The following is a 24,809-nucleotide window of genomic DNA, read 5'->3' as shown; positions in this document are numbered from 1 at the left end:
GTCCGCTCCTACGTTGCAGGCGAGCATGGCTTCTCGTAGGAGCGAGCTTGCTCGCGAACGGGCCCCGCAGCGGAGTGTGTTCGCGAGCAAGCTCGCTCCTACGAAAAGCCCCCGGCGGCGCCACGCTCAATCGGCATGAATGTCGTTATGCCGCGTCTCGCGCAGGAACAGCAGCGAGCACACCAGGCTCACGCCGGTGACCAGCACGGGGTACCAGAGGCCGTAGAAGATGTTGCCGGTGTACACCACCAGGGCGAAGGAGATGGTCGGCAGCAGGCCGCCGAACCAGCCGTTGCCGATGTGGTACGGCAGCGACAGCGAGGTGTAGCGGATGCGCGTCGGGAACAGCTCGACCATCAGCGCCGCCAGCGGGCCGTAGCAGCAGGTGGCGATGAAGATCAGCGCCACGATGATGGCGATCACCATCGGCCGGTTCACCAGCGAGGCGTCGGCCTGGGCCGGGTAGCCGGCCTCCTTCACCGCGGCGCCCAGGGCGGCGGCGTCGAAGCCCTCGATGCGCTTCTCGCCCACGCTCACCACCAGCTCGCTGCCGGCTGGCGCGGCCTGGGTGCTGTAGGGCACGCCGCCCTTCACCAGCAGGGTCTTGGCCTTGTCGCAGGGGCTGTCGAATCTGGCCTTGCCCACCGGGTCGAACTGGAAGGTGCAGGTGGCCGGGTCGGCCATCACCACCACCGGGGCCTGGCGCGTGGCCTGGTCGATCTGCGGGTTGGCATAGTGGGTCAGGGCCTTGAACAGCGGGAAGTAGCACAGCGTGGCCAGCAGCAGGCCGACCACCAGCACCGGCTTGCGCCCGACCTTGTCGGACACCCAGCCGGCCACCACGAACAGCGGCGCGCCTATCACCAGGGAGATGATCAGCAGCACGTTGGACAGGGCCGGGTCGACCTTGAGCACCTGGGTGAGGAAGAACATCACGTAGAACTGCGCGGCATAGAAGGTCACCGCCTGGCCGGCATTGATGCTGAACAGGGCGATCAGCACGATCTTCAGGTTGCTCCAGTTGGTGAAGGACTCCTTCAGCGGCGCCTTGCTGACCTTGCCTTCGGCCTTCATCTTCAGGAACGCCGGCGATTCCTGCATCGACAGGCGGATCCAGGTGGAGATGCCCAGCAGCACGATGGACAGCAGGAACGGCAGGCGCCAGCCCCAGCTTTCGAAAGCCTCGCCGGTGAACTGGCGGCAGCCCCAGATCACCAGTAGCGACAGCAGCAGGCCGGCGGTGGCGGTGCACTGGATCCAGCTGGTGTAGGCGCCGCGCTTGTTGGCCGGGGCGTGCTCGGCGACGTAGATGGCCGCGCCGCCGTACTCGCCGCCCAGGGCCAGGCCCTGCAGCAGGCGCAGGGCGATGAGGATGATGGGCGCGGCCACGCCGATGCTGGCGTAGGACGGCAGCAGGCCGACGCAGAAGGTCGACAGGCCCATCAGCAGGATGGTGACGAGGAAGGTGTACTTGCGCCCGATCATGTCGCCCAGGCGGCCGAACACCAGGGCGCCGAAGGGCCGCACCAGGAAGCCGGCGGCGAAGGCCAGCAGGGCGAAGATGAAGGCGGTGGTATCGTTGACGCCGGCGAAGAACTGCTTGCTGATGACCGCCGCCAGCGATCCGTAGAGGAAGAAGTCGTACCACTCGAACACGGTGCCGAGCGAGGAAGCGAAGATCACCTTGCGCTCTTCGCGGCCGCTGGAGCGCCCCCGCTCGAACGACTGGGGCTGTGCTAGATCGGTCATTACGGCTCTCCTGCCCCTCGTGGGGGCTCTTATTGTTGTTTCAGCCTCGACCGCCACGGCCCGGGGGCCGCGCGACGCTGTCTTCTGTCGAACCTGTTCGTCCCGCCGGGGTGGCCGTCAGGACAGGGCCTTCTCCTCGCGCCCGCTGATAGGGATGACCTCGGCGCTGCGCGAGGGTTCGGCAAGAATCATCCGCGCCGCCTTCTCGGCGATCACCAGCACCGGCGAGCAGCTGTTGCCGGAGGTGAGCGTGGGCATGATCGAGGCGTCGGCGATGCGCAGGCCGGGGATGCCGTGCACGCGCAACTGGCTGTCGACCACCGCATTCGGCCCCGAGCCCATGCGGCAGGTGCCGGCCGGGTGGAAGATGGTGGTGCCGATGTCCGCCGCGGCGCGGTGCAGGTCTTCCTCGGTCTGGAAGTCCGGGCCGGGCTTGTATTCCTCCGGGCGGAAGCGCGCCAGGGCCGGCGCGGCGGCGATGCGGCGGGTCAGGCGGATGGCGTCGGCGGCCACCCGCAGGTCTTCCGGGTGGCTCAGGTAGTTGGGCTGGATCAGCGGCTTGGCGCGCGCATCGCTGCTGCGGATGCGCACGCTGCCGCGGCTCTGCGGGCGCAGGTCGCACACCGAGGCGGTGAAGGCCGGGAAGGCGTGCAACGGCTCGCCGAAACGCTCCAGGGACAGCGGCTGCACATGGTATTCGAGGTTGGCCGAGGCCTGGCCGGGGTCGGATTTGGCGAAGGCGCCCAGCTGGCTCGGCGCCATGGACAGCGGGCCGCTGCGCTTGAACAGGTATTCCAGGCCCATGCCGACCTTGCCCCAGGGCGTGGCGGCGATGCGGTTCAGCGTGCGGGTGCCCTGGATGCGGTAGATCAGCCGCAATTGCAGGTGGTCCTGGAGGTTCTCGCCGACGCCGGGCAGCTCGTGGCGCACGCCGATGCCCAGTTGCTCCAGCAGGGGCCGCGGGCCGATGCCCGAGCGCTGCAGCAGGGCCGGCGAGCCGATGGCGCCGGCGCACAGGATCACCTCGCGGCGCGCCCGCAGTTCGCGGCGGGCGCCCTGCCAGTCCACCACCAGGCCGCGGGCGCGGCCGTCTTCGAGGATCAGCTGCTGCGCCTCGACGTGGGTCAGCACCATCAGGTTCGGGCGCTGTTCGACCGGGCGCAGGAAGGCCTTGGAGGCATTCCAGCGCACGCCGCCGCGCTGGTTCACCTGGAAGTAGCCGCAGCCTTCGTTGTCGCCGCCGTTGAAGTCGTCCACCGAAGCGATGCCGGTCTGCGCGGCGGCCTCGCGGAAGGCATCGAGGATTTCCCAGGACAGCCGCTGCTGCTCCACCCGCCATTCGCCGCCGCCATGGTGGATGGCGCTGTCGCCGGCGAAGTGGTCCTCCATGCCGAGGAACAGCGGCAGCAGGTCGTCCCAGCCCCAGCCGGGGTTGCCCTCGGCGGCCCAGCCGTCGTAGTCGCGGGCCTGGCCGCGCATGTAGATCATGCCGTTGATCGAGGAGCAGCCGCCGAGCACGCGGCCACGGGGGTACTTGATGGCGCGGCCATTGAGGCCGGGGACGGCTTCGGTGTCGAAGCACCAGTCGGTGCGCGGGTTGCCGATGCAGTAGAGGTAGCCGACGGGGACGTGGATCCACGGGTAGTTGTCCGGGCCGCCGGCCTCGATCAGCAGCACTCGGTTGGCCGGGTCGGCGGACAGCCGGTTGGCCAGCAGGCAGCCGGCGGGGCCGGCGCCGACGATCAGGTAGTCGAACGAGTCCAGTGCCTGGGGCATGGGCTGACCTCTTGTTGTTCTTATCGATGCGTCGCTTGAGGCTAGCCGCTCATTCGCGATAAAAAAACGAACATTTCGAGTCAGCTGCTGATCGTTTTCTAACAACGGAGCCCGCCATGTTCGACTGGAACGACCTGCGCTACTTCCTCGAACTGCACCGCAGCGGCCGCCTGCTGGCCACGGCGCGCAAGCTGAACACCACCCACGCCACCGTGGCGCGGCACATCGAGAACATCGAGCGCGACCTGGGCACCCAGCTGTTCGCCCAGCACACCGGCGGCTACCAGCTGACGCCGGCCGGCCTGGCGCTGCTCAGGCACGCCGAGGCCATGGAGAACACCGCCCTCCTCGCCCAGGAGGAAATGAGCCAGAGCATCAGCCCCCTGGGCCAGGTGCGCCTGGGCGTGACCGAGGGCCTGGGCACCATGTTCCTCGCCCCGCGCCTGGGCGAGCTGATGCGCCAGTACCCGGGTCTCGAGCTGGAACTGGTGTCGGTGCCGCGCTTCGTCAGCATCACCAACCGCGAGGCCGACATCGCCATCACCCTGGAAAGGCCCAACGCCGACCTGGTGATCAGCCGCCGCCTGACGCGCTACCGCCTGAGCCTGTTCGCCAGCCCCGCCTACCTGGACAAGGCCCCACCGCTGCGCGACCGCGACGACCTGTGCAAGCACCAGTGGATCGGCTACGTGGACGACCTGCTGTTCAGCCAGGAACTGATGTTCCACCACAGCTTCTGCCGCCACCCCCAGGTGGTGTTCCGCAGCACCAGCGTGGTGGCCCAGCAACAGGCCGCCCAGGCCGGCGTCGGCCTGGCCATCCTGCCCCAGTTCATGGGCCTGCACGACCCGCTGCTGGTGCCGGTGCTGCCGGAGGAGTTCATCGAGCGGGAGTACTGGATGTGTACGCGAAGGGAGTTGCACCGGTCGGTGCGTCTGAGGTTGGTTTGGGATTTTCTGCTGGGGCTGTGCGAGAGGGAGCAGGGGGTTCTGGTGGAGGGCAAGGCCTGAATGAACCGGAAGGCGGGCGGAACGTTGCGGAACCCGCTTTACCTGGGCGCCCCCAGGCCTTGCACACTCGATCAGACGCTCATGGTCACCATATCGATGCTCCACCTTTGGTACCGGGGTCCGTACCAGGTTGCCAGGACTGCTTTCAGGGTCCGCTCATCCGCGGGGTCGACGATCCGGCTCATTGACCAACCATCCTGATACTGCGAACCACCTCGAGCGCGGTCGACTCCGGCCCCCTCACCTGGATCAGGTCCACATCGTTTTGGCGGAGCACGAGGATTTCGAAGACCCCCTCGGGGCTGGTCAATTCGCGCAGCAGAATCTGAACATCTGCCGTAGCGAACAAACGTACCTGTGATTTGCAGTCGAGCCGGAAGGCCTTACGCAACATATCCAGCTCCTGTGCCTGCGCCGCGGTGAGGGCTGTTGCAGGTTCCACCCCATGAATCAACCGGAACACTTGGGCGACGGATTGGATGTGCGGAAAGAACTCTCGAAACTCCGGGAAAGTTTCTGATGTGATGAGCTGATGACTGACGAATTGCTTGTCAGGATAGGCTGCGATGAATATCCCATTACTGACAAAGGCCTTGGGAGCCCCTGGAAGATCGAACTGAACGCCTCCCAGGAAAACCGGCAGATAGCGTCCCGCCTTGTACTCGAATGGTTCCTTTTTCGGAGGACTGAAAATGCAGTCATTCGCCAGGGCGAATAACGGGAGAAACAGAAGAACGATGCTGGTGATGTATCGCATATGACGCGTCCTTGATCATTACGGGCCTGGACTATTATCGGGAGGATGCCCGCTTCCTCCTGCCTGTAATGCGCACGGAGCTTGCCTATAAGGTGGTATGAGAGCTGGCCGCCGCTGTCGTATCCGTAGTCTGGCCCAGCGTATGGAGAAACTCGCCGACCTCGCGCCGCGAGCGCAGATGGACGATGCGCCGCCCCTGCCGGTGCGCGTCCAGCAACGCCATCACCTTGGGGCGGCTGCGCGTCGGGTAGTTCCATATCCAGCTCAGGAACGCCGGGTCGGGCAGTTGCTCGGGGCAGCCTTCGGCCATGTCGGGGCGGACCTGGCCGCGGTAGCGGAAGCCGCGACGCAGGGCGCGCCACAGGCAGAGCAGAGGTGGCAGGTCGAGGAAGATCACGGTGTCGCAGGCGGCCAGGCGCTGCGCCAGGGTACCGGAGTAGTTGCCGTCCATCACCCAGCGCTCGCCCAGGCAAAGCGCCTCCACGCGCGCCTGCCAGTCAGGCTTTGCCGGCTCCACCCAGCCGGGCTGCCAGTACAGCGCGTCCATGTGGATGACCGGTAGAGCCAGGCGTTGGCCGAGAGCTGCGGACAAGGTGCTCTTGCCGCTGCCACCGGAGCCGATGATCAGGATTCTTTGCACAGAACGCTCCCTGTTGGCCTGCTGTGGGCCGCGTATTGTGCGGCAACCCTGCTGTTGGCGTTAACCTTGTCCGCGAGCGCCGGAGGTTTCGGCGCGGATCGCGGATAAGATCCGCTCCTACGCTGCCCCACCCACGCCATTCCCATGTAGGAGCGCGCCCTGCGCGCGAATCGCGGGCAGGGCCCGCTCCTACAGGATGCATGGGCTAGGTCGAGGGGGTTATTCCGCGCGGGCGTGCTCGACCTTCTCGGACGCGGACCAGATGCGGTAGCGGACTTCGACGTCCTTGGGCGCGTAGATCACGATCGGCAGCTTGCTGTTGTAGCGCAGCAGGAAGCCGTCGCCGACCACCGGTACGAAGTCCTTCCTGCTCTTGCCTTGCGGGCAGGCCATCAGGGTGCTGGCCGGGCCGCTGACCTTGTCCAGGCGGTAATAGGGGTAGCCCCAGCCTTCCAGGGTCTTTTCCTCCAGGCTGCCGCCCAGGCGCTGGCGGTTGCAGTCGACGGTCAGGGTCTTGCCGGCCAGGACCTCGACCTTGAAGTTCTCTTCCTGCGCCTGCCTGGGCAGATGGATGACCTGCCGCACGAAGCCGTCCTCGGCCTTGGGATAAGGCGCTACGTCTTCGAGCTTGGCGGCGTTGGCCAGGGTGGCGGTGGCGCTGAGCAGCAGCGCGGTGGAGAGGGTGAAACGGGTGCAGGGCATGACGCCTCCTTGCCGGTTGAAGGACGAACGCAACGCGCGGATGCGTTCGTCCGGATTGCTTGCGTCCCTTCGACAGCCTGAATGTGCGAATGCTCCTACATGCGAGCCCTCAAGCCTTGCCAAGTTGTTTCAGGCTACTTCACCGCCGCTCTTGGCCTGCTGCTCCAGGTGGGCCTGCAGTTGCGGGTCGAGCTGGAGCTGGTAGGCCAGTTCGTCCAGGTAGTTGCGTTCGCTTTCCTGCTGGTCGTCCACCAGCATCACGCTGGCCAGGTACATTTCCGCGGCCTTGCCGGGGTCGCCCTGGGCGGCCTGGGCCACGTCGGCGGCTTCGAGGGGTTTGCGCACCTCGTTGTCGAGCCAGGCCTGCAGTTCCGGCTCGCCGGCGTGGCGGGAGATTTCCGCGTAGATCGCCTGCTTTTCCTTGTCGTCGATGCGGCCGTCAGCCTTGGCCGCGGCGATCAGGGCGATGAGGATGGCGTGGCTGTGGGCTTCGGCTTCGTCGCCGGAGAGCTGGTCGACGGTGGTCGGCGCCTGTTGCGGCGCGGCGGCCGCCTGTTGCTGCTGCCAGTTCTGGTAGGCCTGGAAGGCCATCATGCCAAGGGAGGCGAGCATGGCGTAGTTGACCCCGCCGCCACTGGAGCGCCCCTGGCTGGCCGGGGCGCCGCCGCCGAGCATGCTGCCCAGCACACCGCCGAGGCCGCCCAGGCCACCGGCCGATGCACCCCCGCCGGTGGCGCCGCCGAGCAGGCCGCCGAGCAGCCCTCCGAGGCCACCCAGGCCGCCTGCGCCGCCTTGTTGCGCCTGCGCGCCCTGGCCGGCCCGCAGCAGTTGTTCCAGCAGATCCGTGGTGTTCATGGCAGCGCCCTCGGCGTGGTTGCGGTCAGGCAACGATAGTCCCGGTGGCGAATTCCGCCAATGCCGTCCGGGACTATTCAGGGGCGCGCTGAGAATCAGGCCGGCAGTGCCTGCAGGGCCTTCTGCGCCTGGGCTTCCAGTTCGGCCTTGAGGCCGGGGTCGAGGCTCAGCTGGCGGGCCAGTTCGTCGAGGTAGGCGCGCTCCATGTAGTTTTCCTCGTCCACCATCAGCAGGCTGGCCAGGTACATCTCGGCGGCCATTTCCTCGCTCTGCGCGGCCCCCGCCACTTCCCGCGGGTCCAGCGGCTTGGCCAGCTCGCGGTCGAGCCAGCCCTGCAGCTCCAGGTCGCCGGTGAGCTTGGCGATCTCGCCGTCGATCAGTTGGCGTTCGCGGGCGTCGATATGGCCGTCGGCCTTGGCCGCCGCCACCAGGGCGCGGAGGATGGCGTGGCTGTGGGCTTCGGCTTCCACCGGCGGCAGGCGGTCGACGGTCTGCGGTTCGCCGCGCGGCGCGCTGGCCTGCTGGCGCTGCCAGTTGCCGTAGGCCTTGTAGGCGATCACCCCGAGGGCGGCCAGGCCGCCGTAGGCGACTACCTTGCCGCCCATCTTGCGCGCCTTCTTGCTGCCCAGCAGCAGGCCCAGCGCGCCGGCGGCCAGGGCGCCGCCACCGGCGCCGGAGAGCAGGCTGCCGATGTCCAGGCCGCCCTTGCCGGCGCCCTGCCCGGCCTGCGGCTGGCCGCCGGCCTGGGCGAGCCCCTTGTTCTGCAGGAGTTCCTGGCCGGATTTGAGCAGTTGGTCGAGCAGGCCACGGGTGTTCATGGCGGTCTCCTGGGTCGGTTGGGGAAATCCCGACTCTAGCGCCCGCCCATGGTGCGCGCAGGCGCAGAGTGCTTCGGGATATTGCTGAATCGGCGCCCCATCTGTAGGAGAGCGCCCTGCGCGCGATTCGCGGGCAGGGCCCGCTCCTACAAGTGCAGGAGAGCCCCATCGCCATGGCCGCATGGGTTTCGCCAAGGCTCAATCCATCCTACGAAGAGCCTCGTTCTTGCGCCTTCCATTCGATTTAAAAGAATGTTCCCATGTATTTTCGATAAAGCACAAAGCCATGGCCCGCCACCATGATGACCCTGCGCCAGATCCGCCATTTCATCGCCGTCGCCGAGACCGGCTCGATCTCCGCCGCCGCCCAGGCGGTGTTCATTTCCCAGTCCACCCTGACGCTGGCCATCCAGCAACTGGAGGAGGAGATCGGCGTGCGCCTGTTCGAGCGCCACGCCAAGGGCATGACGCTCACCCACCAGGGCCACCAGTTCCTGCGCCAGGCGCACCTGATCCTGGCCACGGTGGAGAACGCCAAGCGCAGCCTGCAGCAGAGCACCGACAAGGTCGCCGGCAGTCTGACCATAGGCGTGACCAGCCTGGTGGCCGGCTATTACCTGGCCGACCTGATCACCCGCTTCCAGCGCGCCTACCCCAACGTGCAGACCCGCGTGGTGGAGGACGAGCGGCCTTATATAGAGCACCTGCTGGTGAGCGGCGAGATCGACGTGGGCGTGCTCATCCTCTCCAACCTGGAGGACCGCCACGCCCTGCAGACCGAGGTGCTCACCCACTCGCCGCACCGCCTCTGGCTGCCGGCCCAGCACCCGCTGCTGGAGCGCGACAGCATCGGCCTGGCGGACGTCGCCGGCGAGCCGCTGATCCAGCTCAACGCCGACGAGATGGGCCTGCACACCCAGCGCATCTGGTCGCGCGCCGGGCTGGCGCCGCAGGTGACGCTGCGCACCGCCTCGGTGGAGGCCGTGCGTAGCCTGGTGGCGGCGGGCCTGGGCCTGTCGATCCAGCCGGACATGACCTACCGCCCCTGGTCCCTGGAGGGCGACATCATCGAGGCGCGCCCACTGGTGGACCTGGGCGAGCCGCTGGACGTCGGCCTGGCCTGGCGCCGCGGCACGGCGCGGCCGGCGCTGGTGGACCCGTTCCTCACCGTGGCCCGCGAACAACCCAACGCCAAGCGGCCATCGATCTAGCAGCTTTCGATTTAATCGAATACCGCTTTCAGTATTTAGAATTTGTCGACCTCAAGCCCGGACTCTAGTCTCTCGCTTCATACAAAAGGGCCGGTTCCGGGCAGCCCCTCCGGAGCACGCCAATGGCCCCCGAAAACAAGACCGAGAAGAAAAGAGCCGCGAAGATGAACGCCCTTGCGAGCCCCCCGACTCTGTACACCGAGCTGCTGATCGACGGTCAGCTGGCGGCCGGCCAGGGCCTCGCCGAGGCCATCCTCAACCCCGCCAGCGGCGAAACCCTGGTCAGCGTCGCCGATGCCTCCCCCGAGCAGATCGAGCGGGCCATCGACGCCGCCCAGCGCGCCTTCCCGGCCTGGTCGCGGACCACCCCGGCGCAGCGCTCCGCCGCCCTGCTGGCCATCGCCGACGCCATCGACAGGCGCGCCGACGCCCTCGCCCGCCTGGAGGCCCTGAACTGCGGCAAGCCGCTGCACCTGGCGCGGCAGGACGACATCCCGGCCACCGCCGACGTGTTCCGCTTCTTCGCCGGCGCAGTGCGCTGCCAGCAGGGCCAGCTGGCCGGCGAGTACGTGCCCGGGCACACCAGCATGGTGCGCCGCGACCCGGTGGGCGTGGTGGCCTCCATCGCGCCCTGGAACTACCCGCTGATGATGGCGGCGTGGAAGATCGCCCCGGCCCTGGCCGCCGGCAACACCCTGGTGTTCAAGCCGTCCGAGCATACCCCGCTGTCGATCCTGGTGCTGGCCCCGGCATTGGCCGACATCCTCCCGCCGGGCGTTCTCAACATAGTCTGCGGCGGCGGCGAGAACGTCGGCAGCCACCTGGTCGGCCACCCGCGGGTGCGCATGGTGTCGCTGACCGGCGACATCGTCACCGGGCAGAAGATCCTCCAGGCCGCCGCGCGCACCCTGAAGCGCACCCACCTGGAGCTGGGCGGCAAGGCGCCGGTCATCGTCTGCAACGACGCCGATATCGAGGCGGTCGTCCAGGGCGTGCGCACCCACGGCTACTACAACGCCGGGCAGGACTGCACCGCCGCCTGCCGCATCTACGCCCAGGCCGGCATCCACGACCGCCTGGTGGCCGAGCTGGGCGAGGCCGTGGCCAGCATCCGCTTCGCCCGCAAGCGCGATGCGGACAACGAGATCGGCCCGCTGATCAGCGCCCGCCAGCGCGACCGCGTGGCCAGCTTCGTCGAACGCGCCCTGGGCCAGCCGCACATCGAGCGGGTGACTGGCGCCGCCGTGCACTCCGGCCCCGGTTTCCACTACCAGCCCACGCTGCTGGCCGGCTGCCGGCAGCAGGACGAGATCGTCCAGCGCGAGGTGTTCGGCCCGGTGGTCACCGTGACCCGCTTCGAGCAACTGGAGCAGGCGGTGGACTGGGCCAACGACTCCGAGTACGGCCTGGCCTCCTCGGTGTGGACGCAGAACCTGGACAAGGCCTTCCAGATCGCCAACCGCCTGCAGTACGGCTGCACCTGGATCAACACCCATTTCATGCTCGCCAGCGAGATGCCCCACGGCGGCCTCAAGCGCTCGGGCTACGGCAAGGACCTGTCCAGCGATTCGCTGCAGGACTACAGCGTGGTGCGCCACATCATGGCCCGCCACGGCGACCGGCTGGACTGAACCACCCGGCGGGCCCGCCCGCCGGTACACAAGAAGCGCCCCGGCGGTACGCCGCGCGAGGGCCGTTGCTCGATTGACACTGCCCCACCAATAGAGACAACAAACGAGGGAGACATCGCATGCGCAAGACCGCACTGCTCAGCGCCATCACCACCGCCCTGCTGGCCAGCGCCGGCGTACAGGCCGCCGATGCCATCGAGGCGGTCGGCGCCGGTGAGGGCCGCCTGGACATCATCGCCTGGCCCGGCTACATCGAACGCGGCCAATCCGACAAGGCCTACGACTGGGTCACCCGGTTCGAGAAGGACACCGGCTGCCAGGTCAACGTGAAGACCGCCGCCACCTCCGACGAGATGGTCAGCCTGATGGCCAAGGGCGGCTACGACCTGGTCACCGCCTCCGGCGACGCTTCCCTGCGCCTGATCTACGGCAAGCGCGTGCAGCCGATCAACCCCGAGCTGATCCCCAACTGGAAGAACATCGACGCGCGCCTGAAGGACGCGCCCTGGTACACCGTCGCCGGCAAGACCTACGGCACCCCCTACCAGTGGGGCCCGAACCTGCTGATGTACAACACCAAGGTCTTCCCCAAGGCGCCGGACAGCTGGAACGTGGTGTTCCAGGCGCAGAACCTGCCCGACGGCAAGCCGAACAAGGGCCGCGTGCAGGCCTACGACGGCCCCATCTACATCGCCGACGCCGCGCTGTACCTGAAGAGCACCCAGCCGGAACTGGGCATCCAGGACCCGTACCAGCTGACCGAGGCGCAGTACGCCGCCGTGCTCGACCTGCTGCGCAAGCAGCATTCGCTGATCCACCGCTACTGGCACGACGCGACCGTGCAGATGAGCGACTTCAAGAACGAAGGCGTCGCCGCCTCCAGTTCCTGGCCGTACCAGGCCAACGCGCTGAAGGGCGAGAAGCAGCCGATCGCCACCGTGTTCCCGAAAGAGGGCGTCACCGGCTGGGCCGACACCACCATGCTGCACGCCGAGGCCGCGCACCCGAACTGCGCCTACAAGTGGATGAACTGGTCGCTGGAGCCCAAGGTGCAGGGCGACGTCGCCGCCTGGTTCGGCTCGGTGCCGGCCGCGCCGGAAGGCTGCAAGGCCAGCGAGCTGCTCGGCGGCGAAGGCTGCGCCACCAACGGCTTCGACCAGTTCGAGAAGATCGCCTTCTGGAAGACCCCGCAGGCCGAGGGCGGCAAGTTCGTGCCCTACAGCCGCTGGACCCAGGACTATATCGCGATCATGGGCGGCCGCTAAAAGTCATCCAGATAGCTGCTGCGCGGCCCTGATCCGCGCCCGGGCAGTGCTCGGAATCCTCACGTACTGAAGTACGCTGCGGTTCCTGCGCGCTGGCCGGGCACGGCTGAGGGCCTGCTCGCGACCCTCTCTGAACGACTTTTCATCTTTCCATTTTTATCTGTTTCACCCGAATTCTGATTTCCGGGCAGGGCCTTCGCACGCCGAATTCCTGCCCCTGGAGCGTGCCCCATGACCACCCCCGCTGTTCAATTCACCCAGGTCTCCCGCCAGTTCGGCGAGGTGAAAGCCGTCGACCGGGTGTCCATCGACATCAAGGACGGCGAGTTCTTCTCCATGCTCGGCCCCTCGGGTTCCGGCAAGACCACCTGCCTGCGGCTGATCGCCGGGTTCGAGCAACCCTCCTCCGGCTCCATCCGCATCCATGGCCAGGAAGCCGCCGGGCTGCCGCCCTACGAGCGCGACGTCAACACGGTGTTCCAGGACTACGCGCTGTTCCCGCACATGAACGTGCTGGACAACGTCGCCTATGGCCTCAAGGTCAAGGGCGTGGCCAAGGCCGAGCGTCTGAAGCGCGCCGAAGAGGCCCTGGGCATGGTCGCCCTGGGCGGCTACGGCGGCCGCAAGCCGGTGCAGCTGTCCGGCGGCCAGCGCCAGCGCGTGGCCCTGGCCCGCGCCCTGGTCAACCGCCCGCGCGTGCTGCTGCTGGACGAACCCCTGGGCGCGCTGGACCTGAAGCTGCGCGAGCAGATGCAGAGCGAGCTGAAGAAGCTGCAGCGCCAGCTGGGCATCACCTTCATTTTCGTCACCCATGACCAGGGCGAAGCGCTGTCGATGTCCGACCGCGTGGCGGTGTTCAACAAGGGCCGCATCGAGCAGGTGGACACCCCGCGCAACCTCTACATGAAGCCGGCCACGCCCTTCGTCGCCGAGTTCGTCGGCACCTCCAACGTGCTGCGCGGCGACCTCGCCCAACAGCTCACCGGCAACGCCCAGCCGCTCTCCATCCGCCCCGAGCACATCCGCTTCGCCAGCGGCGAGCGCGCGGCCTGCGACCTGGAGATCAGCGGCCTGCTGCACGACATCCAGTACCAGGGCGCCGCCACCCGCTACGAAATCCGCCTGGACAACGGCCAGAACCTCTGCCTGAGCCAGGCCAACAGCCAGTGGGACGCCGCCGCCGTCGCCCACCAGCCGGGGCAGCGCGTGACCGCGCGCTGGGCGCGCGAGGCCATGGTGGCGCTGAACGAGGGCGCCTGAGATGGAGCTGACGATGAATGCGCAGGCGCCTACGGCCGGCAACGGCCCGCTGCGGCGCCTGTCCAACCTGCTGTACCGCAAGCCGACGCTGTACCTCTCGCTGCTGCTGGTGCCGCCGCTGCTGTGGTTCGGCGCCATCTACCTGGGTTCGCTGCTGACCCTGATGTGGCAGGGCTTCTATACCTTCGACGACTTCACCATGACGGTGACGCCGGACCTGACCTGGGCCAACTTCGCCGCCCTGTTCACCCCGGCCAACTTCGACATCATCCAGCGCACGGTGCTGATGGCGGTGGCCGTGTCCATCGCCAGCGGCGTGGTGGCCTTCCCCATCGCCTACTACATGGCGCGCTATACCAGCGGCAAGACCAAGGCCTTCTTCTACATCGCGGTGATGATGCCGATGTGGGCCAGCTACATCGTCAAGGCCTATGCCTGGACCCTGCTGCTGGCCAAGGGCGGGGTGGCCATGTGGTTCGTGCACCACCTCGGCCTGCAATGGCTGCTGGACCTGCTGATGGACGTGCCCGGCGTGGGCGGCAACACCCTGTCCACCTCGCACCTGGGACGCTTCCTGGTGTTCGTGTACATCTGGCTGCCGTTCATGATCCTGCCCATCCAGGCCTCCCTGGAGCGCCTGCCGCCGTCGCTGCTGCAGGCCTCGGCGGACCTCGGCGCGCACCCGCGGCAGACCTTCTTCCAGGTCATCCTGCCACTGTCGATCCCGGGCATCGCCGCCGGCTCGATCTTCACCTTCAGCCTGACCCTGGGCGACTTCATCGTGCCGCAGCTGGTGGGCCCGCCGGGCTACTTCATCGGCAGCATGGTCTACGCCCAGCAGGGCGCGATCGGCAACATGCCGATGGCCGCCGCCTTCACCCTGGTGCCCATCGTGCTGATCGCCCTGTACCTGTCCATCGTCAAACGCCTGGGGGCCTTCGATGCACTCTGACAAAGCTTCCTGGGGCCTGAAAGCGGCCGCCTGGGGCGGGCTGGTGTTCCTGCACTTCCCGATCCTGATCATCTTCCTGTACGCCTTCAACACCGAGGACGCCGCGTTCAGCTTCCCGCCCCAGGGCTTCACCCTGCACTGGTTCAGCGTCGCCTTCGCCCGCCAGGACGTGCTGGAGTCGATCACCCTGTCGCTGAAGATCGCCTGCGTCGCCACCCTGATCGCCATGCTCCTGGGCACCCTGGCCGCGGCCGCGCTGTACCGCCGCGACTTCTTCGGCAAGGAAGGCATTTCGCTGATGCTGATCCTGCCCATCGCCCTGCCCGGCATCATCACCGGCATCGCGCTGCTGTCGGCGTTCAAGACCCTCGGCATCGAGCCGGGCTTCCTGACCATCGTCATCGGCCACGCGACCTTCTGCGTGGTGATCGTCTACAACAACGTGATAGCGCGTTTCCGCCGCACCTCCCACAGCCTGATCGAGGCCTCCATGGACCTGGGCGCCGACGGCTGGCAGACCTTCCGCCACGTGATCCTGCCGAACCTCGGCTCGGCGCTGCTGGCCGGCGGCATGCTGGCCTTCGCGCTGTCCTTCGACGAGATCATCGTCACCACCTTCACCGCCGGCCACGAGCGCACCCTGCCGATCTGGCTGCTCAACCAGCTGACGCGCCCGCGCGACGTGCCGGTGACCAACGTGGTGGCCATGCTGGTGATGCTGGTGACCATGCTGCCGATCCTCGGCGCCTACTACCTGACCAAGGGTGGCGAGGGCGTGGCGGGGAGCGGGAAGTAGAGACCCCCTCAGGACTGCCGCAAGCGGCGGCCCCATAAAAGAAACACCGACGACTATCTGCAAGCCCTGAACGAGAGGACTTACCAATGCAAACCAAACTGCTGATCAACGGCCAACTGGTCGCTGGCGAAGGCGAGAAGCTCGCCGTGCTCAACCCGTCCCTGGGCACCCCCCTGGTGGAGATCGCCGAGGCCTCTCCGGCCCAGGTCAACGCCGCGGTGGAAGCCGCCGACGCCGCCTTCGACAGCTGGTCGCAGAGCGCGCCCAAGGACCGCTCGCTGCTGCTGCTGAAACTGGCCGATGCCATCGATGCCAACGCCGAGGAGCTGGCCCGCCTGGAATCCAGCAACTGCGGCAAGCCCTACAGCGCCGCGCTGAACGACGAACTGCCGGCCATCGCCGACGTGTTCCGCTTCTTCGCCGGCGCCAGCCGCGTGCTGCAGGGTTCGGCCGCGGGCGAGTACCTGCCAGGCCACACCTCGATGATCCGCCGCGACCCGGTGGGCGTGGTGGCCTCCATCGCGCCCTGGAACTACCCGCTGATGATGGCCGCCTGGAAGCTGGGCCCGGCCCTGGCCGCCGGCAACACCGTGGTGCTCAAGCCCTCCGAGCAGACGCCGCTGACCGCCCTGCGCCTGGCTGAGCTGATCGCCGAAATCTTCCCCGCCGGCGTGGTCAACATGGTCTTCGGCCGCGGCCCGAGCGTCGGCGAGCCGCTGACCACCCACCCGAAGGTGCGCATGGTCTCGCTGACCGGCTCGGTGGCCACCGGCAGCCGCATCATCGCCGGCACCGCCGACACCGTTAAGCGCATGCACATGGAGCTGGGCGGCAAGGCCCCGGTGATCATCTTCGACGACGCCGACATCGACGCCGCCGTGGAAGGCATCCGCACCTTCGGCTTCTACAACGCCGGGCAGGACTGCACCGCCGCCTGCCGCATCTATGCGCAGAAGGGCGTGTACGCCAGGTTCGTGCAGAAGCTGGGCGAAGCCGTCGGCAGCATCCGCTACGGCGAGCAGGACGACCCGGACACCGAGCTCGGCCCGCTGATCACCGAGCAGCACCTGCAGCGCGTCGAAGGCTTCGTCGAGCGCGCCCGCCAGGTGCCGCACATCCAGGTGGTCACCGGCGGCAAGCGCGCCGACCGCCCCGGCTTCTTTTTCGAGCCGACCGTGCTGGCCGGCGCCCGCCAGGACGACGAAGTGGTGCGCCGCGAAATATTCGGCCCGGTGGTCTCGGTCACCGAGTTCGACGACGAGGCGCAGGCCCTGGCCTGGGCCAACGACTCCGACTACGGCCTGGCCAGCTCGGTGTGGACCCGCGACGTCGGCCGCGCCCACCGCCTGGCGGCCCGCCTGCAGTACGGCTGCACCTGGGTCAACACTCACTTCATGCTGGTCAGCGAAATGCCCCACGGCGGCGTGAAGCATTCCGGCTACGGCAAGGACATGTCCATGTACGGGCTGGAGGACTACACCGCCGTCCGCCACGTGATGTTCAAGCACTGAGGCCCACAACCCCGCGGGCGCGCCCGCAACGGAGGCAAGCATGCGTCACCTCGTCAGAGCGCTCTACCTGCTGTCGCTGTTCACCCTCGCCGGCCTGGCCCAGGCCGCGGAGAGCCCTAAACAGATAGTCGACGCCTACATGGCCGCGTGGAACGCCCACGATGCCGAGAAGGCCGCCGGCTACCTGGCCAAGGACGCGGAGTACTTCGACGTCACCGTCGGCACCCCGCAGAAGGGCCGCGAGGCCGCGCGCGACAACGTCATCAAGGTCTTCGTCGGCGCCGTGCCGGACCTGAAGTGGAAGATGAACGGCACGCCCATCGTCAGCAAGGACGGCATCGCCTTCCAGTGGACCTTCAGCGGCACCAACACCGGCGCCTGGGACGCCCAGACCCCGGCGACCAACAAGCCGCTGTCGTTCGACGGCGTGAGCTACGTGAAGGTCAAGGACGGCAAGATCGTGTACCAGGGGGACTATTACGACGCCATGGGGTTGCATAAGCAGTTGGGGTGGTAAGGCTGGCCTGGGGCTGTTGGTGCTATGCCCACCAGCCCTCTCCCCCCGCCCTGGCTGCGCGCCCCGCTCCGAAGGGAGAGGGAGCCTTACGGTTTGAAGCGCAACATCGATGCTCGCCGGCGAGCACCGCCCATTCCCACTGGCACGGACAGCCCCCTCTCCCTTCAGGGAGAGGGTTGGGGAGAGGGAGCGGAGTCAAACCATCACGCCAACATCGCAGGAATGCACGGTTCGCGAGCAAGCTCGCTCCTACGAAAATACGAAAAGCCCCCCGCCATCAAACCTCGATGATCACCTTCAACGCCTTGTTCTGCGCCGCCTTGCCGAAGGTCTCGTAGGCCTGGAGGATGTCGCCCAGGGCGAAGCGGTGGGTGATCAGCTGCTCGGGCTGCAGCTTGCCGGCCTGCACGCTCTTGAGCAGCATCGGCGTGGTCACCGCGTCCACCAGGCGGGTGCGCAGGGTGATGTTGTGCGACCACAGGCGTTCCAGGTGCAACTGCACCGGCACCCCGTGCACGCCGAGCACGGCGATGTCGCCGCCGGGGGCGATCAGTTCCTCGCACAGGCTGAAGGTGCTGGGCACGCCCACCGCCTCCACCGCGCTGTCCACGCCCAGGCCGTCGGTCAGCGCGCGGACCCTCTCCAGCAACTGCGGGTCGCCGGCGTTGAAGCAGTCGGTGGCGCCGAAGCCCCTGGCCACCTCCAGGCGGTTGTCGTCCAGGTCGATCATGATGATCCGCGCCGGCGAGTAGAACTGCGCGGTGAGCAGCGCGGCCAGGCCCACCGGGCCGGCGCCGACGATGGCGACGTTGCCGCCGGGCTGCACGCGGCCGTTGAGCACGCCGCACTCGAAGCCGGTGGGGAGGATGTCGCTGAGCATCACCATGGCCTCCTCGTCCACCCCGGCGGGCAGGTGGTAGAGGCTGGTGTCGGCATGGGGGATGCGCACCTTCTCGGCCTGGGTGCCGTCGATCAGGTGGCCGAGTATCCAGCCGCCGGTGCGGCAGTGCGAGGTCATGCCCCGGCGGCAGAAGTCGCACTTGCCGCAGGCGCTGATGCAGGAGATGAGCACGCGGTCGCCGGGCTTGAACTGGCTGACCGCCGAGCCGACCTGCTCGACCACCCCGACGCCCTCGTGGCCGAGGATGCGCCCGGGTCTGCAGGCCGGCACGTCGCCCTTGATGATGTGCAGGTCGGTGCCGCACAGGGTGGTGCGGACCAGGCGCACCACCGCATCGCCCGGGGCCTGCAGGGTGGGGTCGGGGCGCTCTTCCAGGGCGATGTCGCCGACACCGCAATAGACCAGGGCTTTCATGGCCGGGCTCCTTTCGGGGAATGGTCCGGACAGGCTAGTCCCGCCCCGGCGGCCAGGGCCTGATCCCGATCAAAGGCTCATTCGGCGGTGGGCAACTCGGTGATGTGGATTTCCGTCAGCAGCGGTTCGGGCTTGAGCTGGCTGCGCTTGAGCAGCGGGCAGAAGCGCGCCAGGCTGCCGATCAGCTCCCACTGGGTCTCCAGGTCGCCGGCCAGCCGGGTGATGTCGTTCAGCGCGCGCTGGCCGACCTGCTGCAGGTGCGGGTCGGCGCTGCGGCCCAGCTCCAGGGACAGCTGGCCGATCAGAGTGCTGAGGGCGGACATGTTGCGCGTCGCCAGGGCCAGGATGTTCGCCAGCAGGGCGATCTCCGACTCCGGCACGGCAGAGGGTGAGGTGTGTGCGTCCATGCGTCTACCTGTGGGGAATGCGTCGTCCTGACGCGTCGCGGCGAAGCATAGCAGCAAAAGGCCTGCATGCGATCCATTTCACATTTCGTTGCGGCAAGCCCCGGCGCGCCGCCCGACGGGCGGCGCGCCACGGCCTCAGGCCTCGCCCAGGGGCTTGCGCGCCGGCGTGCCGCGCTGGGCCGCGCGCAGGTACTGCGGCGGCCAGGGCACCTGCTGGCCGCCCAGCTCGTCGGCGGCGTTGAGCGGCCAGTAGGGCTCGCGCAACAGCTCGCGGGCCAGCAGGATCAGGTCGGCCTGGCCGGTGCGCAGGATGTGCTCGGCCTGCACCGGCTCGGTGATCATGCCCACGGTGCTGCTGGCGATCTCGGCCTCCTTGCGCACGCGCTCGGCGAACTGCGTCTGGTAGCCCGGGCCCACCGGGATCTCGGCGTTCACCGCGGTGCCGCCGGAAGACACGTCGATCAGGTCCACGCCCAGGCCCTTCAGGCGCCGGGCCAGTTCCACCGTCTCGTCGGGGTTCCAGCCGTCCTCCACCCAGTCGGTGGCCGACAGGCGCACCAGCAGCGGCAGTTCCTCGGGCCATACCTCGCGCACCGCCTGGGTCACTTCCAGCAGGTAGCGGATGCGGTTCTCGAAGCAGCCGCCGTACTGGTCGCGGCGCTGGTTGGACAGCGGCGAGAGGAACTGGTGCAGCAGGTAGCCGTGGGCCGCGTGCACCTCCACCACCTTGAAGCCGGCCACCAGGGCGCGCTCGGCGGCGCGGACGAAGGCCTGGGTGACTTCGGCCATCTGCTCTTCGCTCAGCGCAGCGGGGGTGGTGTGCTTGGGGTCGAAGGGGATGGCCGACGGCGCCACCGGCACCCAGCCGCCCTCGGCCACCGGCATGCTGCCCGGCTTGCCCAGCCAGGGCGCATAGGTGCTGGCCTTGCGCCCGGCATGAGCCAGCTGGATGCCGGCCACTGCCCCCTGGGATTCGATGAAGCGGGTGATGCGCCGCAGGGGCTCGACCTGCTCGTCCTTCCACAGGCCCAGGTCGCGGTCGGTGATGCGCCCCTCCGGGACCACCGCGGTGGCCTCCACTATGACCAGGCCGGCGCCGCCCACGGCGCGGCTGCCCAGGTGCACCAGGTGCCAGTCGTTGGCCAGGCCGTCCTCGGCCGAGTACTGGCACATGGGGGAAACGCCGATGCGGTTGGGCAAGGTCAGTTGGCGCAGGGTCAGGGGCTCGAACAGCTGGCTCATGGCTACACTCCCTCAGGTTCTTTCAACGAATGATCGACACTTCAACTGTAGACCGGGTTGGCCGGCCGACACGCCAATCGTTCGTCCGCGACCCCTTCAGCCCGGCGCCGGCAGCTCTGGCTCCAGGCCGTAGCGGCGCTGCGCATCGCGGCGCAGCACACCGCTGGCGTGCAGGCGCCGCAGGGTCTGGCGCACGCAGTTGGGCGAGATGGGCGCGGCTTCGTCCAGCAGGCGCTGGTGCAGCGCCGAAACGCTGTAGAAACCGCCGGCGCAGAGCACGTCCAGCACCTTCAGGCGCGGCAGGCTGCAACGCAGGCCGGCCAGTTCGAGCAGCTTGCGCGCCGGGCGCAGCTCGCGGCGCAGCGCCAGCGGCGGGACTTCGGGCCGGCCGCCGGCGGCCGCGTCGGGGAAGCGATGATGGAGGGTCACGAAAGGGTCCTTTTCCGGGCCGCCATTGCGGCTTTCTCCTATAGAAGACGAACGAGCGGGGCAAAACCGGCAACCGAGGCGACGAAACAATTTCTTGCAAAGCCCCATTGCCGGTTTTTCCTTCTCACCCGTCCTACTCCATAGAATCCCTCGCCGAGCGCGAGGCCCTTCCCCGCGTGTAAAGCCCGAAGCCCCCCATGTCCAAGAAATCCCGCGCCAGGAACTGGTTCCTGGTCCACAGCTGGCTGGCCTTGCCCATCTGGTTCTTCGTCTTCCTGGTGTGCATCACCGGCACCCTGGCCACCGTCAGCCAGGAGATCGTCTGGCTGGCCAACCCGGCCATCCGCGCCAACGCGCCGCCGGGCGACGCCCCGCGCCTGGGCTACGACGCCCTGCTGGCCGCCGTCCAGCGCCAGCAGCCGCAGGCCCACGTGCAGGGCCTGCGGGTGCCGAGCGAAGAGCACTTCGCCGTGGAAGCCCAGGTCAGCTACCCGGAAGCGCGCAACGCCACCCTCTACGTCAACCCGTACAGCGGCGCCATCCAGGGCGAGGCGCCGCTGTTCGACTTCCGCAACTTCACCCGCGCCCTGCACGGCTGGTGGCTGGTGCCCTTCAGCCACGGCTACAGCTGGGGCTGGTACCTGGTGACGCTGCTGGGCCTGCCGATGCTGGCCTCGCTGGTCACCGGGCTGGTGGTGTACAAGCGCTTCTGGCGCGGCTTCCTCAAGCCGCGCCTGCGCCTGAACCAGGGCGCGCGCATCTTCTGGGGCGACGTCCACCGCCTGGCCGGCATCTGGTCGATCTGGTTCATCGCGGTGATCGCCGTCAGCGGCACCTGGTTCCTGGTCCAGGCGGTGCTCTACGACAACGCCATTTCCATCTCCAGCGAGGGCGTGCCGGCCATCATCCAGCCCGAGCAGGTACCGCCCGGCGTCGACGGCGGCCCGCCGCCGCGCATCGGCCTGGACCAGGCCGTGGCCGTCGCGCAGCGCGAGATCCCCGGCTTCGAGCCGCGCTACCTGGCGCTGCCGGGCGACGCCTTCGCGCCCATCGGCCTGCTCGGCCACGGCTGGTTCCCGCTGCTGTTCGAGCGCGCCCAGGTCAACCCCTACGACGGCAGCCTGGCCGCCACCCGGCGCCTGGGCGACCGCAGCGGCCTGGAGTTCTTCAGCGAATCCATGCGCCCGCTGCACGTGGGCGACTTCGGCGGGCTGTGGGTGAAGCTGATCTGGTTCGCCTTCGGCCTGCTGCTCAGCCTGATGGTACTCAGCGGCCTGCAGATCTGGAGCAAGCGCACCCTGCTGGCCACCGCCAAGCAGTTGAAGAAGCAACGCGCCCCGCAGCGCACCGCGGCCCTCACGGAGTGAACGCCATGCCCGGACGTAAACCTTCGCGCCTGCGCCGCCACTGGCTGCGCTGGCGCTTCCACCTCAGCGCCCTGCTGGTGCTGATCCCCCTCGGCTACCTGCCGGCGTTCCTCCACGAGGCCCGCGTCGACCGCGGCCTCACCGGCCTGGGCGAGCGCGAGGTCGGCGAGCTGCAGGTCGGCCCCTGGCGCGCCCGCCTGGCCGAGTGGGAAGTCGGCGACCCCGAGGACGAAGGCCGCGCCGGCCACCTCAAGGCCTTCACCCTGGCCTGGTGCCAGGGCTGCGAGCAGCGCATCCGCGCGGCCTACCTGCGCATCGGCCGGCCCTACAGCCTGAGCGCCCCCGGCGCGCTGCTCAGCGGCAGCCCCTACCAGCAGTTCACCGAAGTGGCGGTGCCGCCGCGCGCCCGCGCCGACGACCAGCTGTGGCTGACCGTCGAAGCCTGGGACGGCGGCGTGCACCAGGCCAGCCTGCCCCTCGCCGAGGCCTCCCCGTCGCTGGTGGCCTGGCTCGACCGCCAAGGAGCGTCCCGATGAAAGCCCTGTTGCCCCTCCTGCTGCTGGGCCTGAGCCCGCTGGCCCTGGCCCACGCGCCCTTCCTCGAATGCAAGGCCCTGGACGCCGAGCGCATCCGCTGCCTGGGCGGCTTCAGCGACGGCAGCCAGGCGCCGGGGGTGAAGCTGCGCGTCCTCGGCCACGACGGCCAGACGCTGCTGGAAGAACGCCTGGGCGCCGACTCCAGCCTGACCTTCCAGCGTCCGGCGGTGCCCTACTTCGTGCTCTTCGACGTCGGCCCCGGCTACCGCGCCGAGGTCGACTCCCGCGACATCGCCGGCCCCTGAGGCGGGCGTTCAGCCGCGGCGCAGGGCCCCGGGGGTGAGCCCCAGGTAGCGGCGCATCGCCGTGGTCAGGGCGCTCTGGCTGGAGAAGCCGCACTCCTCCGCCACCCGCACCAGCGCCAGGTCGGTCTCGCGCAGCAGGCGCGCGGCGGCGTCCAGGCGCTGCTTGAGCAGGTACTGGTGCGGCGTCAGGCCGACGCTGTCCTTGAACTGGGCGTGGAAATGGCTGGGGCTCAGGCAGGCCACCTGGGCCAGTTCGGCCACCGTGATGCGCCGCGCCAGGTGGCTGCGGATGTGCCCGTCCAGGCGCTGCATGTCCAGCGGGCCGGTGGCGGGCCGCGGCGTCTCGCCGAACAGGCGCAGGTGCAGGGCGCGCAGCAGCACGCCGCCCAACGCCCTGGCCAGCAGCGGGTCGCTGCCGTAGCGCGCCAGTTCCGCGCCGGCGTAGCCGAGCAGGTTCTGGAAGTCGGCATCCAGCGTCGGGTAGCGCGGCGCCTCGAACAGCCGGGCCAGCAACTCGCGGTCCTCGTCCGACACGCCCTGCGGCGGCAGGTCGAGGATCAGCATGCGGTTGTCGCCGGTGCCGGCGAAGGCATGCCGGGCGTCGCCCGGCACCAGGCAGGCGCGCATGCGGCAGACCTCGCCGCCGCGCCCGTCGACCTCGAACTCGGCGCGGCCGGCCAGGGCCAGCACCAGTTGGTGATGCTCGTGGTCATGGGCGTGGGACTGCTCGGGCAGGTGAGCGAGACGGGCGTGCAGCATCGGCAGGGGCGTACGAGGGTTTCCCGCACTCTAGCGAAGTTGCGCGCCCCTGCCCAGCCACGCCGGTCAGGGCGCCTGGCGCCCGGCGTAGTCGCGGGCGAACTGCGCGGCGATGCGCCCGGAGCGCGAGCCGCGGTGGGTGGCCCAGCGGATCGCCTCGGCGCGGCTGGCCTCGATGGCCTCCTGGCCCAGACCGTGGGACTGCAGCCAGCGCGCCACCGCCTCCAGGTACTCGTCCTGGCTGAAGGCGTAGAAGGAAATCCACAGGCCGAAACGCTCGGACAGCGAGATTTTCTCCTCCACCGCCTCGCCCGGGTGCAGTTCGCCGTTGTCGCCGCGGGAAAAGGCCAGGTTGTCCGCGGCGCGCTCGGCCAGCAGGTGGCGGCGGTTGGAGGTGGCGTAGATCAGCACGTTGCCGGCCTGCCCCGCCACCGAGCCGTCGAGCACCGTCTTCAGGCCCTTGTAGCCGGTCTCGCCGTCCTCGAAGGAGAGGTCGTCGCAGAACAGGATGAAGCGCTCCGGGCGCAGGCGCACCAGCTCGATGATCCGCGGCAGGTCGCCCAGGTGCTCCTTGTCCACCTCGATCAGGCGCAGGCCCTCGGCGTGGAAGGCGTGCAGGCAGGCCTTCACCAGCGAACTCTTGCCAGTGCCGCGGGCACCGGTGAGCAGCAGGTTGTTGGCCGGGCGGCCCTGGACGAACTGGCGGGTGTTGCGCTCGACCAGGGCCTTCTGCCGGTCGACGTTGCGCAGGTCGTCGAAGGCGATCAGCGCCGGCTCCTGTACCGGCGTCAGCTGCGCCTGGGCCACCCCGGCGTGGGGGCGGTATTCCCAGAGGTAGGCGATCACCTCCGGCTGCAGCGCCTGGGCCGGCTCCGGCGGCAGGCTGCGCTGCAGCAGGTCGGCGATGCGGGTGAGCTGTTCGGTGAGCGGTTGCAGGGCACTGGCGAAATCGGACATGGGAAAAACCGGACGCAGGGGGATTGGCGAAGATGCTAGTGA

25 protein-coding genes and 1 other RNA gene are annotated in these 24,809 nt (G+C 68.6%); 13 read left to right on the top strand and 13 right to left on the bottom strand.

What is annotated here, in order from left to right:
• Positions 1 to 126 precede the first annotated feature (126 nt).
• A complete protein-coding gene (locus tag CHC02_RS10985; protein ID WP_089391505.1) occupies positions 127 to 1,749 on the bottom strand; it encodes an MFS transporter in 1,623 nt (540 codons plus the stop codon).
• Positions 1,750 to 1,866: 117 nt separating this feature from the next.
• Positions 1,867 to 3,525, bottom strand: coding sequence for a GMC family oxidoreductase (locus CHC02_RS10980; RefSeq protein ID WP_089391504.1), 1,659 nt, complete (start codon positions 3,523 to 3,525; stop codon positions 1,867 to 1,869).
• A 116-nt stretch (positions 3,526 to 3,641) separates the two neighbouring features.
• Here CHC02_RS10980 and CHC02_RS10975 point away from each other — a divergent pair, with 116 nt between their 5' ends.
• Entirely contained in the window at positions 3,642 to 4,535 is an 894-nt protein-coding gene (locus CHC02_RS10975; protein WP_089391503.1) for a LysR family transcriptional regulator, read from the top strand.
• A gap of 181 nt (positions 4,536 to 4,716) precedes the next feature.
• On the opposite strand, the gene CHC02_RS10970 is transcribed toward CHC02_RS10975, so the two are convergent.
• The 5 genes from CHC02_RS10970 to CHC02_RS10950 all read right to left on the bottom strand — a co-directional run bounded on the left by CHC02_RS10970 (position 4,717) and on the right by CHC02_RS10950 (position 8,307).
• Positions 4,717 to 5,292 (bottom strand): hypothetical protein, encoded by a 576-nt coding sequence (locus CHC02_RS10970; RefSeq protein WP_089391502.1) that lies wholly within the window; start codon positions 5,290 to 5,292, stop codon positions 4,717 to 4,719.
• Positions 5,293 to 5,377: 85 nt separating this feature from the next.
• On the bottom strand, positions 5,378 to 5,932 hold the full coding sequence (locus tag CHC02_RS10965) for a P-loop NTPase family protein (RefSeq protein ID WP_089391501.1): 555 nt from the start codon (positions 5,930 to 5,932) through the stop codon (positions 5,378 to 5,380).
• Positions 5,933 to 6,151: 219 nt separating this feature from the next.
• On the bottom strand, positions 6,152 to 6,634 hold the full coding sequence (eco, locus tag CHC02_RS10960; protein WP_089391500.1) for a serine protease inhibitor ecotin: 483 nt from the start codon (positions 6,632 to 6,634) through the stop codon (positions 6,152 to 6,154).
• 129 nt (positions 6,635 to 6,763) lie between these two features.
• Positions 6,764 to 7,489 (bottom strand): DUF533 domain-containing protein, encoded by a 726-nt coding sequence (locus CHC02_RS10955; RefSeq protein WP_089391499.1) that lies wholly within the window; start codon positions 7,487 to 7,489, stop codon positions 6,764 to 6,766.
• 95 nt (positions 7,490 to 7,584) lie between these two features.
• On the bottom strand, positions 7,585 to 8,307 hold the full coding sequence (locus CHC02_RS10950; protein WP_089391498.1) for a tellurite resistance TerB family protein: 723 nt from the start codon (positions 8,305 to 8,307) through the stop codon (positions 7,585 to 7,587).
• A 299-nt stretch (positions 8,308 to 8,606) separates the two neighbouring features.
• Here CHC02_RS10950 and CHC02_RS10945 point away from each other — a divergent pair, with 299 nt between their 5' ends.
• The 9 genes from CHC02_RS10945 to CHC02_RS10910 all read left to right on the top strand — a co-directional run bounded on the left by CHC02_RS10945 (position 8,607) and on the right by CHC02_RS10910 (position 17,450).
• Positions 8,607 to 9,518: a LysR family transcriptional regulator gene (locus CHC02_RS10945; protein ID WP_089391497.1), complete on the top strand. Its 912-nt coding sequence runs from the start codon at positions 8,607 to 8,609 to the stop codon at positions 9,516 to 9,518.
• Positions 9,519 to 9,682: 164 nt separating this feature from the next.
• Positions 9,683 to 11,149, top strand: a complete 1,467-nt coding sequence (locus CHC02_RS10940; protein ID WP_089391591.1) for a gamma-aminobutyraldehyde dehydrogenase — start codon at positions 9,683 to 9,685, stop codon at positions 11,147 to 11,149.
• A gap of 119 nt (positions 11,150 to 11,268) precedes the next feature.
• Positions 11,269 to 12,414 (top strand): putative ABC transporter substrate-binding protein YdcS, encoded by a 1,146-nt coding sequence (gene ydcS, locus CHC02_RS10935; protein ID WP_089391496.1) that lies wholly within the window; start codon positions 11,269 to 11,271, stop codon positions 12,412 to 12,414.
• A gap of 61 nt (positions 12,415 to 12,475) precedes the next feature.
• Positions 12,476 to 12,551, top strand: a non-coding RNA gene (locus tag CHC02_RS30940) — sX9 sRNA.
• Positions 12,552 to 12,645: 94 nt separating this feature from the next.
• Positions 12,646 to 13,674: an ABC transporter ATP-binding protein gene (locus tag CHC02_RS10930; RefSeq protein WP_089391495.1), complete on the top strand. Its 1,029-nt coding sequence runs from the start codon at positions 12,646 to 12,648 to the stop codon at positions 13,672 to 13,674.
• A gap of 1 nt (position 13,675) precedes the next feature.
• Positions 13,676 to 14,626 (top strand): ABC transporter permease, encoded by a 951-nt coding sequence (locus tag CHC02_RS10925; protein WP_425262381.1) that lies wholly within the window; start codon positions 13,676 to 13,678, stop codon positions 14,624 to 14,626.
• The gene (locus CHC02_RS10920) at positions 14,616 to 15,422 is read left to right on the top strand and encodes an ABC transporter permease (protein ID WP_089391494.1); all 807 of its coding nucleotides are present in this window, start codon (positions 14,616 to 14,618) and stop codon (positions 15,420 to 15,422) included. Before CHC02_RS10925 ends, CHC02_RS10920 begins: the two co-directional genes overlap by 11 nt.
• An 86-nt stretch (positions 15,423 to 15,508) precedes the next feature.
• Positions 15,509 to 16,933, top strand: coding sequence for a gamma-aminobutyraldehyde dehydrogenase (locus CHC02_RS10915; protein WP_089391493.1), 1,425 nt, complete (start codon positions 15,509 to 15,511; stop codon positions 16,931 to 16,933).
• Positions 16,934 to 16,973: 40 nt separating this feature from the next.
• Entirely contained in the window at positions 16,974 to 17,450 is a 477-nt protein-coding gene (locus CHC02_RS10910; RefSeq protein WP_089391492.1) for an ester cyclase, read from the top strand.
• A 277-nt stretch (positions 17,451 to 17,727) separates the two neighbouring features.
• Here CHC02_RS10910 and CHC02_RS10905 read toward each other — a convergent pair whose 3' ends face one another.
• The 4 genes from CHC02_RS10905 to CHC02_RS10890 all read right to left on the bottom strand — a co-directional run bounded on the left by CHC02_RS10905 (position 17,728) and on the right by CHC02_RS10890 (position 20,843).
• On the bottom strand, positions 17,728 to 18,765 hold the full coding sequence (locus CHC02_RS10905) for a zinc-dependent alcohol dehydrogenase family protein (RefSeq protein WP_089391491.1): 1,038 nt from the start codon (positions 18,763 to 18,765) through the stop codon (positions 17,728 to 17,730).
• 77 nt (positions 18,766 to 18,842) lie between these two features.
• Positions 18,843 to 19,172 carry a hypothetical protein gene (locus CHC02_RS10900; protein ID WP_089391490.1) on the bottom strand — a complete coding sequence of 110 codons (330 nt, stop codon included), beginning with the start codon at positions 19,170 to 19,172 and terminating at the stop codon, positions 18,843 to 18,845.
• 135 nt (positions 19,173 to 19,307) lie between these two features.
• The gene (locus CHC02_RS10895) at positions 19,308 to 20,414 is read right to left on the bottom strand and encodes an NADH:flavin oxidoreductase/NADH oxidase (protein WP_089391489.1); all 1,107 of its coding nucleotides are present in this window, start codon (positions 20,412 to 20,414) and stop codon (positions 19,308 to 19,310) included.
• Between the two features lie 96 nt (positions 20,415 to 20,510).
• Entirely contained in the window at positions 20,511 to 20,843 is a 333-nt protein-coding gene (locus CHC02_RS10890; RefSeq protein WP_244160898.1) for a ferric uptake regulator family protein, read from the bottom strand.
• A 197-nt stretch (positions 20,844 to 21,040) separates the two neighbouring features.
• Between CHC02_RS10890 and CHC02_RS10885 the strand changes: the two genes are divergently transcribed.
• The 3 genes from CHC02_RS10885 to CHC02_RS10875 are packed head-to-tail and all read left to right on the top strand — an operon-like array spanning position 21,041 to position 23,051.
• A complete protein-coding gene (locus CHC02_RS10885; RefSeq protein ID WP_089391488.1) occupies positions 21,041 to 22,210 on the top strand; it encodes a PepSY-associated TM helix domain-containing protein in 1,170 nt (389 codons plus the stop codon).
• A gap of 5 nt (positions 22,211 to 22,215) precedes the next feature.
• A complete protein-coding gene (locus CHC02_RS10880) occupies positions 22,216 to 22,746 on the top strand; it encodes a thiamine pyrophosphate-binding protein (RefSeq protein WP_089391487.1) in 531 nt (176 codons plus the stop codon).
• The gene (locus CHC02_RS10875) at positions 22,743 to 23,051 is read left to right on the top strand and encodes a hypothetical protein (RefSeq protein ID WP_089391486.1); all 309 of its coding nucleotides are present in this window, start codon (positions 22,743 to 22,745) and stop codon (positions 23,049 to 23,051) included. The genes CHC02_RS10880 and CHC02_RS10875 overlap by 4 nt, the downstream gene beginning before the upstream one ends.
• A 9-nt stretch (positions 23,052 to 23,060) precedes the next feature.
• Here CHC02_RS10875 and CHC02_RS10870 read toward each other — a convergent pair whose 3' ends face one another.
• Together CHC02_RS10870 and CHC02_RS10865 are read right to left on the bottom strand one after the other, a co-directional pair.
• Positions 23,061 to 23,810, bottom strand: coding sequence for an AraC family transcriptional regulator (locus CHC02_RS10870; protein WP_089391485.1), 750 nt, complete (start codon positions 23,808 to 23,810; stop codon positions 23,061 to 23,063).
• Between the two features lie 66 nt (positions 23,811 to 23,876).
• Positions 23,877 to 24,767 (bottom strand): ATP-binding protein, encoded by an 891-nt coding sequence (locus tag CHC02_RS10865; RefSeq protein WP_089391484.1) that lies wholly within the window; start codon positions 24,765 to 24,767, stop codon positions 23,877 to 23,879.
• Positions 24,768 to 24,809: the final 42 nt, after the last annotated feature.

The organism is Pseudomonas delhiensis (assembly GCF_900187975.1).
GTDB lineage: Bacteria > Pseudomonadota > Gammaproteobacteria > Pseudomonadales > Pseudomonadaceae > Pseudomonas > Pseudomonas delhiensis.
Note: the sequence above shows the minus strand (reverse complement) of the source record. Positions and strands in the feature narration are given on the sequence as shown.

What these genes read in the sequence shown, in the direction of transcription:
- CHC02_RS10985 (WP_089391505.1), bottom strand. Translation starts at nt 1,749, where the DNA reads ATGACCGATCTAGCACAGCCCCAGTCGTTCGAGCGGGGGCGCTCCAGC.
- CHC02_RS10980 (WP_089391504.1), bottom strand. Translation starts at nt 3,525, where the DNA reads ATGCCCCAGGCACTGGACTCGTTCGACTACCTGATCGTCGGCGCCGGC.
- CHC02_RS10975 (WP_089391503.1), top strand. Translation starts at nt 3,642, where the DNA reads ATGTTCGACTGGAACGACCTGCGCTACTTCCTCGAACTGCACCGCAGC.
- CHC02_RS10970 (WP_089391502.1), bottom strand. Translation starts at nt 5,292, where the DNA reads ATGCGATACATCACCAGCATCGTTCTTCTGTTTCTCCCGTTATTCGCC.
- eco (WP_089391500.1), bottom strand. Translation starts at nt 6,634, where the DNA reads ATGCCCTGCACCCGTTTCACCCTCTCCACCGCGCTGCTGCTCAGCGCC.
- CHC02_RS10955 (WP_089391499.1), bottom strand. Translation starts at nt 7,489, where the DNA reads ATGAACACCACGGATCTGCTGGAACAACTGCTGCGGGCCGGCCAGGGC.
- CHC02_RS10950 (WP_089391498.1), bottom strand. Translation starts at nt 8,307, where the DNA reads ATGAACACCCGTGGCCTGCTCGACCAACTGCTCAAATCCGGCCAGGAA.
- CHC02_RS10945 (WP_089391497.1), top strand. Translation starts at nt 8,607, where the DNA reads ATGATGACCCTGCGCCAGATCCGCCATTTCATCGCCGTCGCCGAGACC.
- CHC02_RS10940 (WP_089391591.1), top strand. Translation starts at nt 9,683, where the DNA reads ATGAACGCCCTTGCGAGCCCCCCGACTCTGTACACCGAGCTGCTGATC.
- ydcS (WP_089391496.1), top strand. Translation starts at nt 11,269, where the DNA reads ATGCGCAAGACCGCACTGCTCAGCGCCATCACCACCGCCCTGCTGGCC.
- CHC02_RS10930 (WP_089391495.1), top strand. Translation starts at nt 12,646, where the DNA reads ATGACCACCCCCGCTGTTCAATTCACCCAGGTCTCCCGCCAGTTCGGC.
- CHC02_RS10925 (WP_425262381.1), top strand. Translation starts at nt 13,676, where the DNA reads ATGGAGCTGACGATGAATGCGCAGGCGCCTACGGCCGGCAACGGCCCG.
- CHC02_RS10920 (WP_089391494.1), top strand. Translation starts at nt 14,616, where the DNA reads ATGCACTCTGACAAAGCTTCCTGGGGCCTGAAAGCGGCCGCCTGGGGC.
- CHC02_RS10915 (WP_089391493.1), top strand. Translation starts at nt 15,509, where the DNA reads ATGCAAACCAAACTGCTGATCAACGGCCAACTGGTCGCTGGCGAAGGC.
- CHC02_RS10910 (WP_089391492.1), top strand. Translation starts at nt 16,974, where the DNA reads ATGCGTCACCTCGTCAGAGCGCTCTACCTGCTGTCGCTGTTCACCCTC.
- CHC02_RS10905 (WP_089391491.1), bottom strand. Translation starts at nt 18,765, where the DNA reads ATGAAAGCCCTGGTCTATTGCGGTGTCGGCGACATCGCCCTGGAAGAG.
- CHC02_RS10900 (WP_089391490.1), bottom strand. Translation starts at nt 19,172, where the DNA reads ATGGACGCACACACCTCACCCTCTGCCGTGCCGGAGTCGGAGATCGCC.
- CHC02_RS10895 (WP_089391489.1), bottom strand. Translation starts at nt 20,414, where the DNA reads ATGAGCCAGCTGTTCGAGCCCCTGACCCTGCGCCAACTGACCTTGCCC.
- CHC02_RS10885 (WP_089391488.1), top strand. Translation starts at nt 21,041, where the DNA reads ATGTCCAAGAAATCCCGCGCCAGGAACTGGTTCCTGGTCCACAGCTGG.
- CHC02_RS10880 (WP_089391487.1), top strand. Translation starts at nt 22,216, where the DNA reads ATGCCCGGACGTAAACCTTCGCGCCTGCGCCGCCACTGGCTGCGCTGG.
- CHC02_RS10875 (WP_089391486.1), top strand. Translation starts at nt 22,743, where the DNA reads ATGAAAGCCCTGTTGCCCCTCCTGCTGCTGGGCCTGAGCCCGCTGGCC.
- CHC02_RS10870 (WP_089391485.1), bottom strand. Translation starts at nt 23,810, where the DNA reads ATGCTGCACGCCCGTCTCGCTCACCTGCCCGAGCAGTCCCACGCCCAT.
- CHC02_RS10865 (WP_089391484.1), bottom strand. Translation starts at nt 24,767, where the DNA reads ATGTCCGATTTCGCCAGTGCCCTGCAACCGCTCACCGAACAGCTCACC.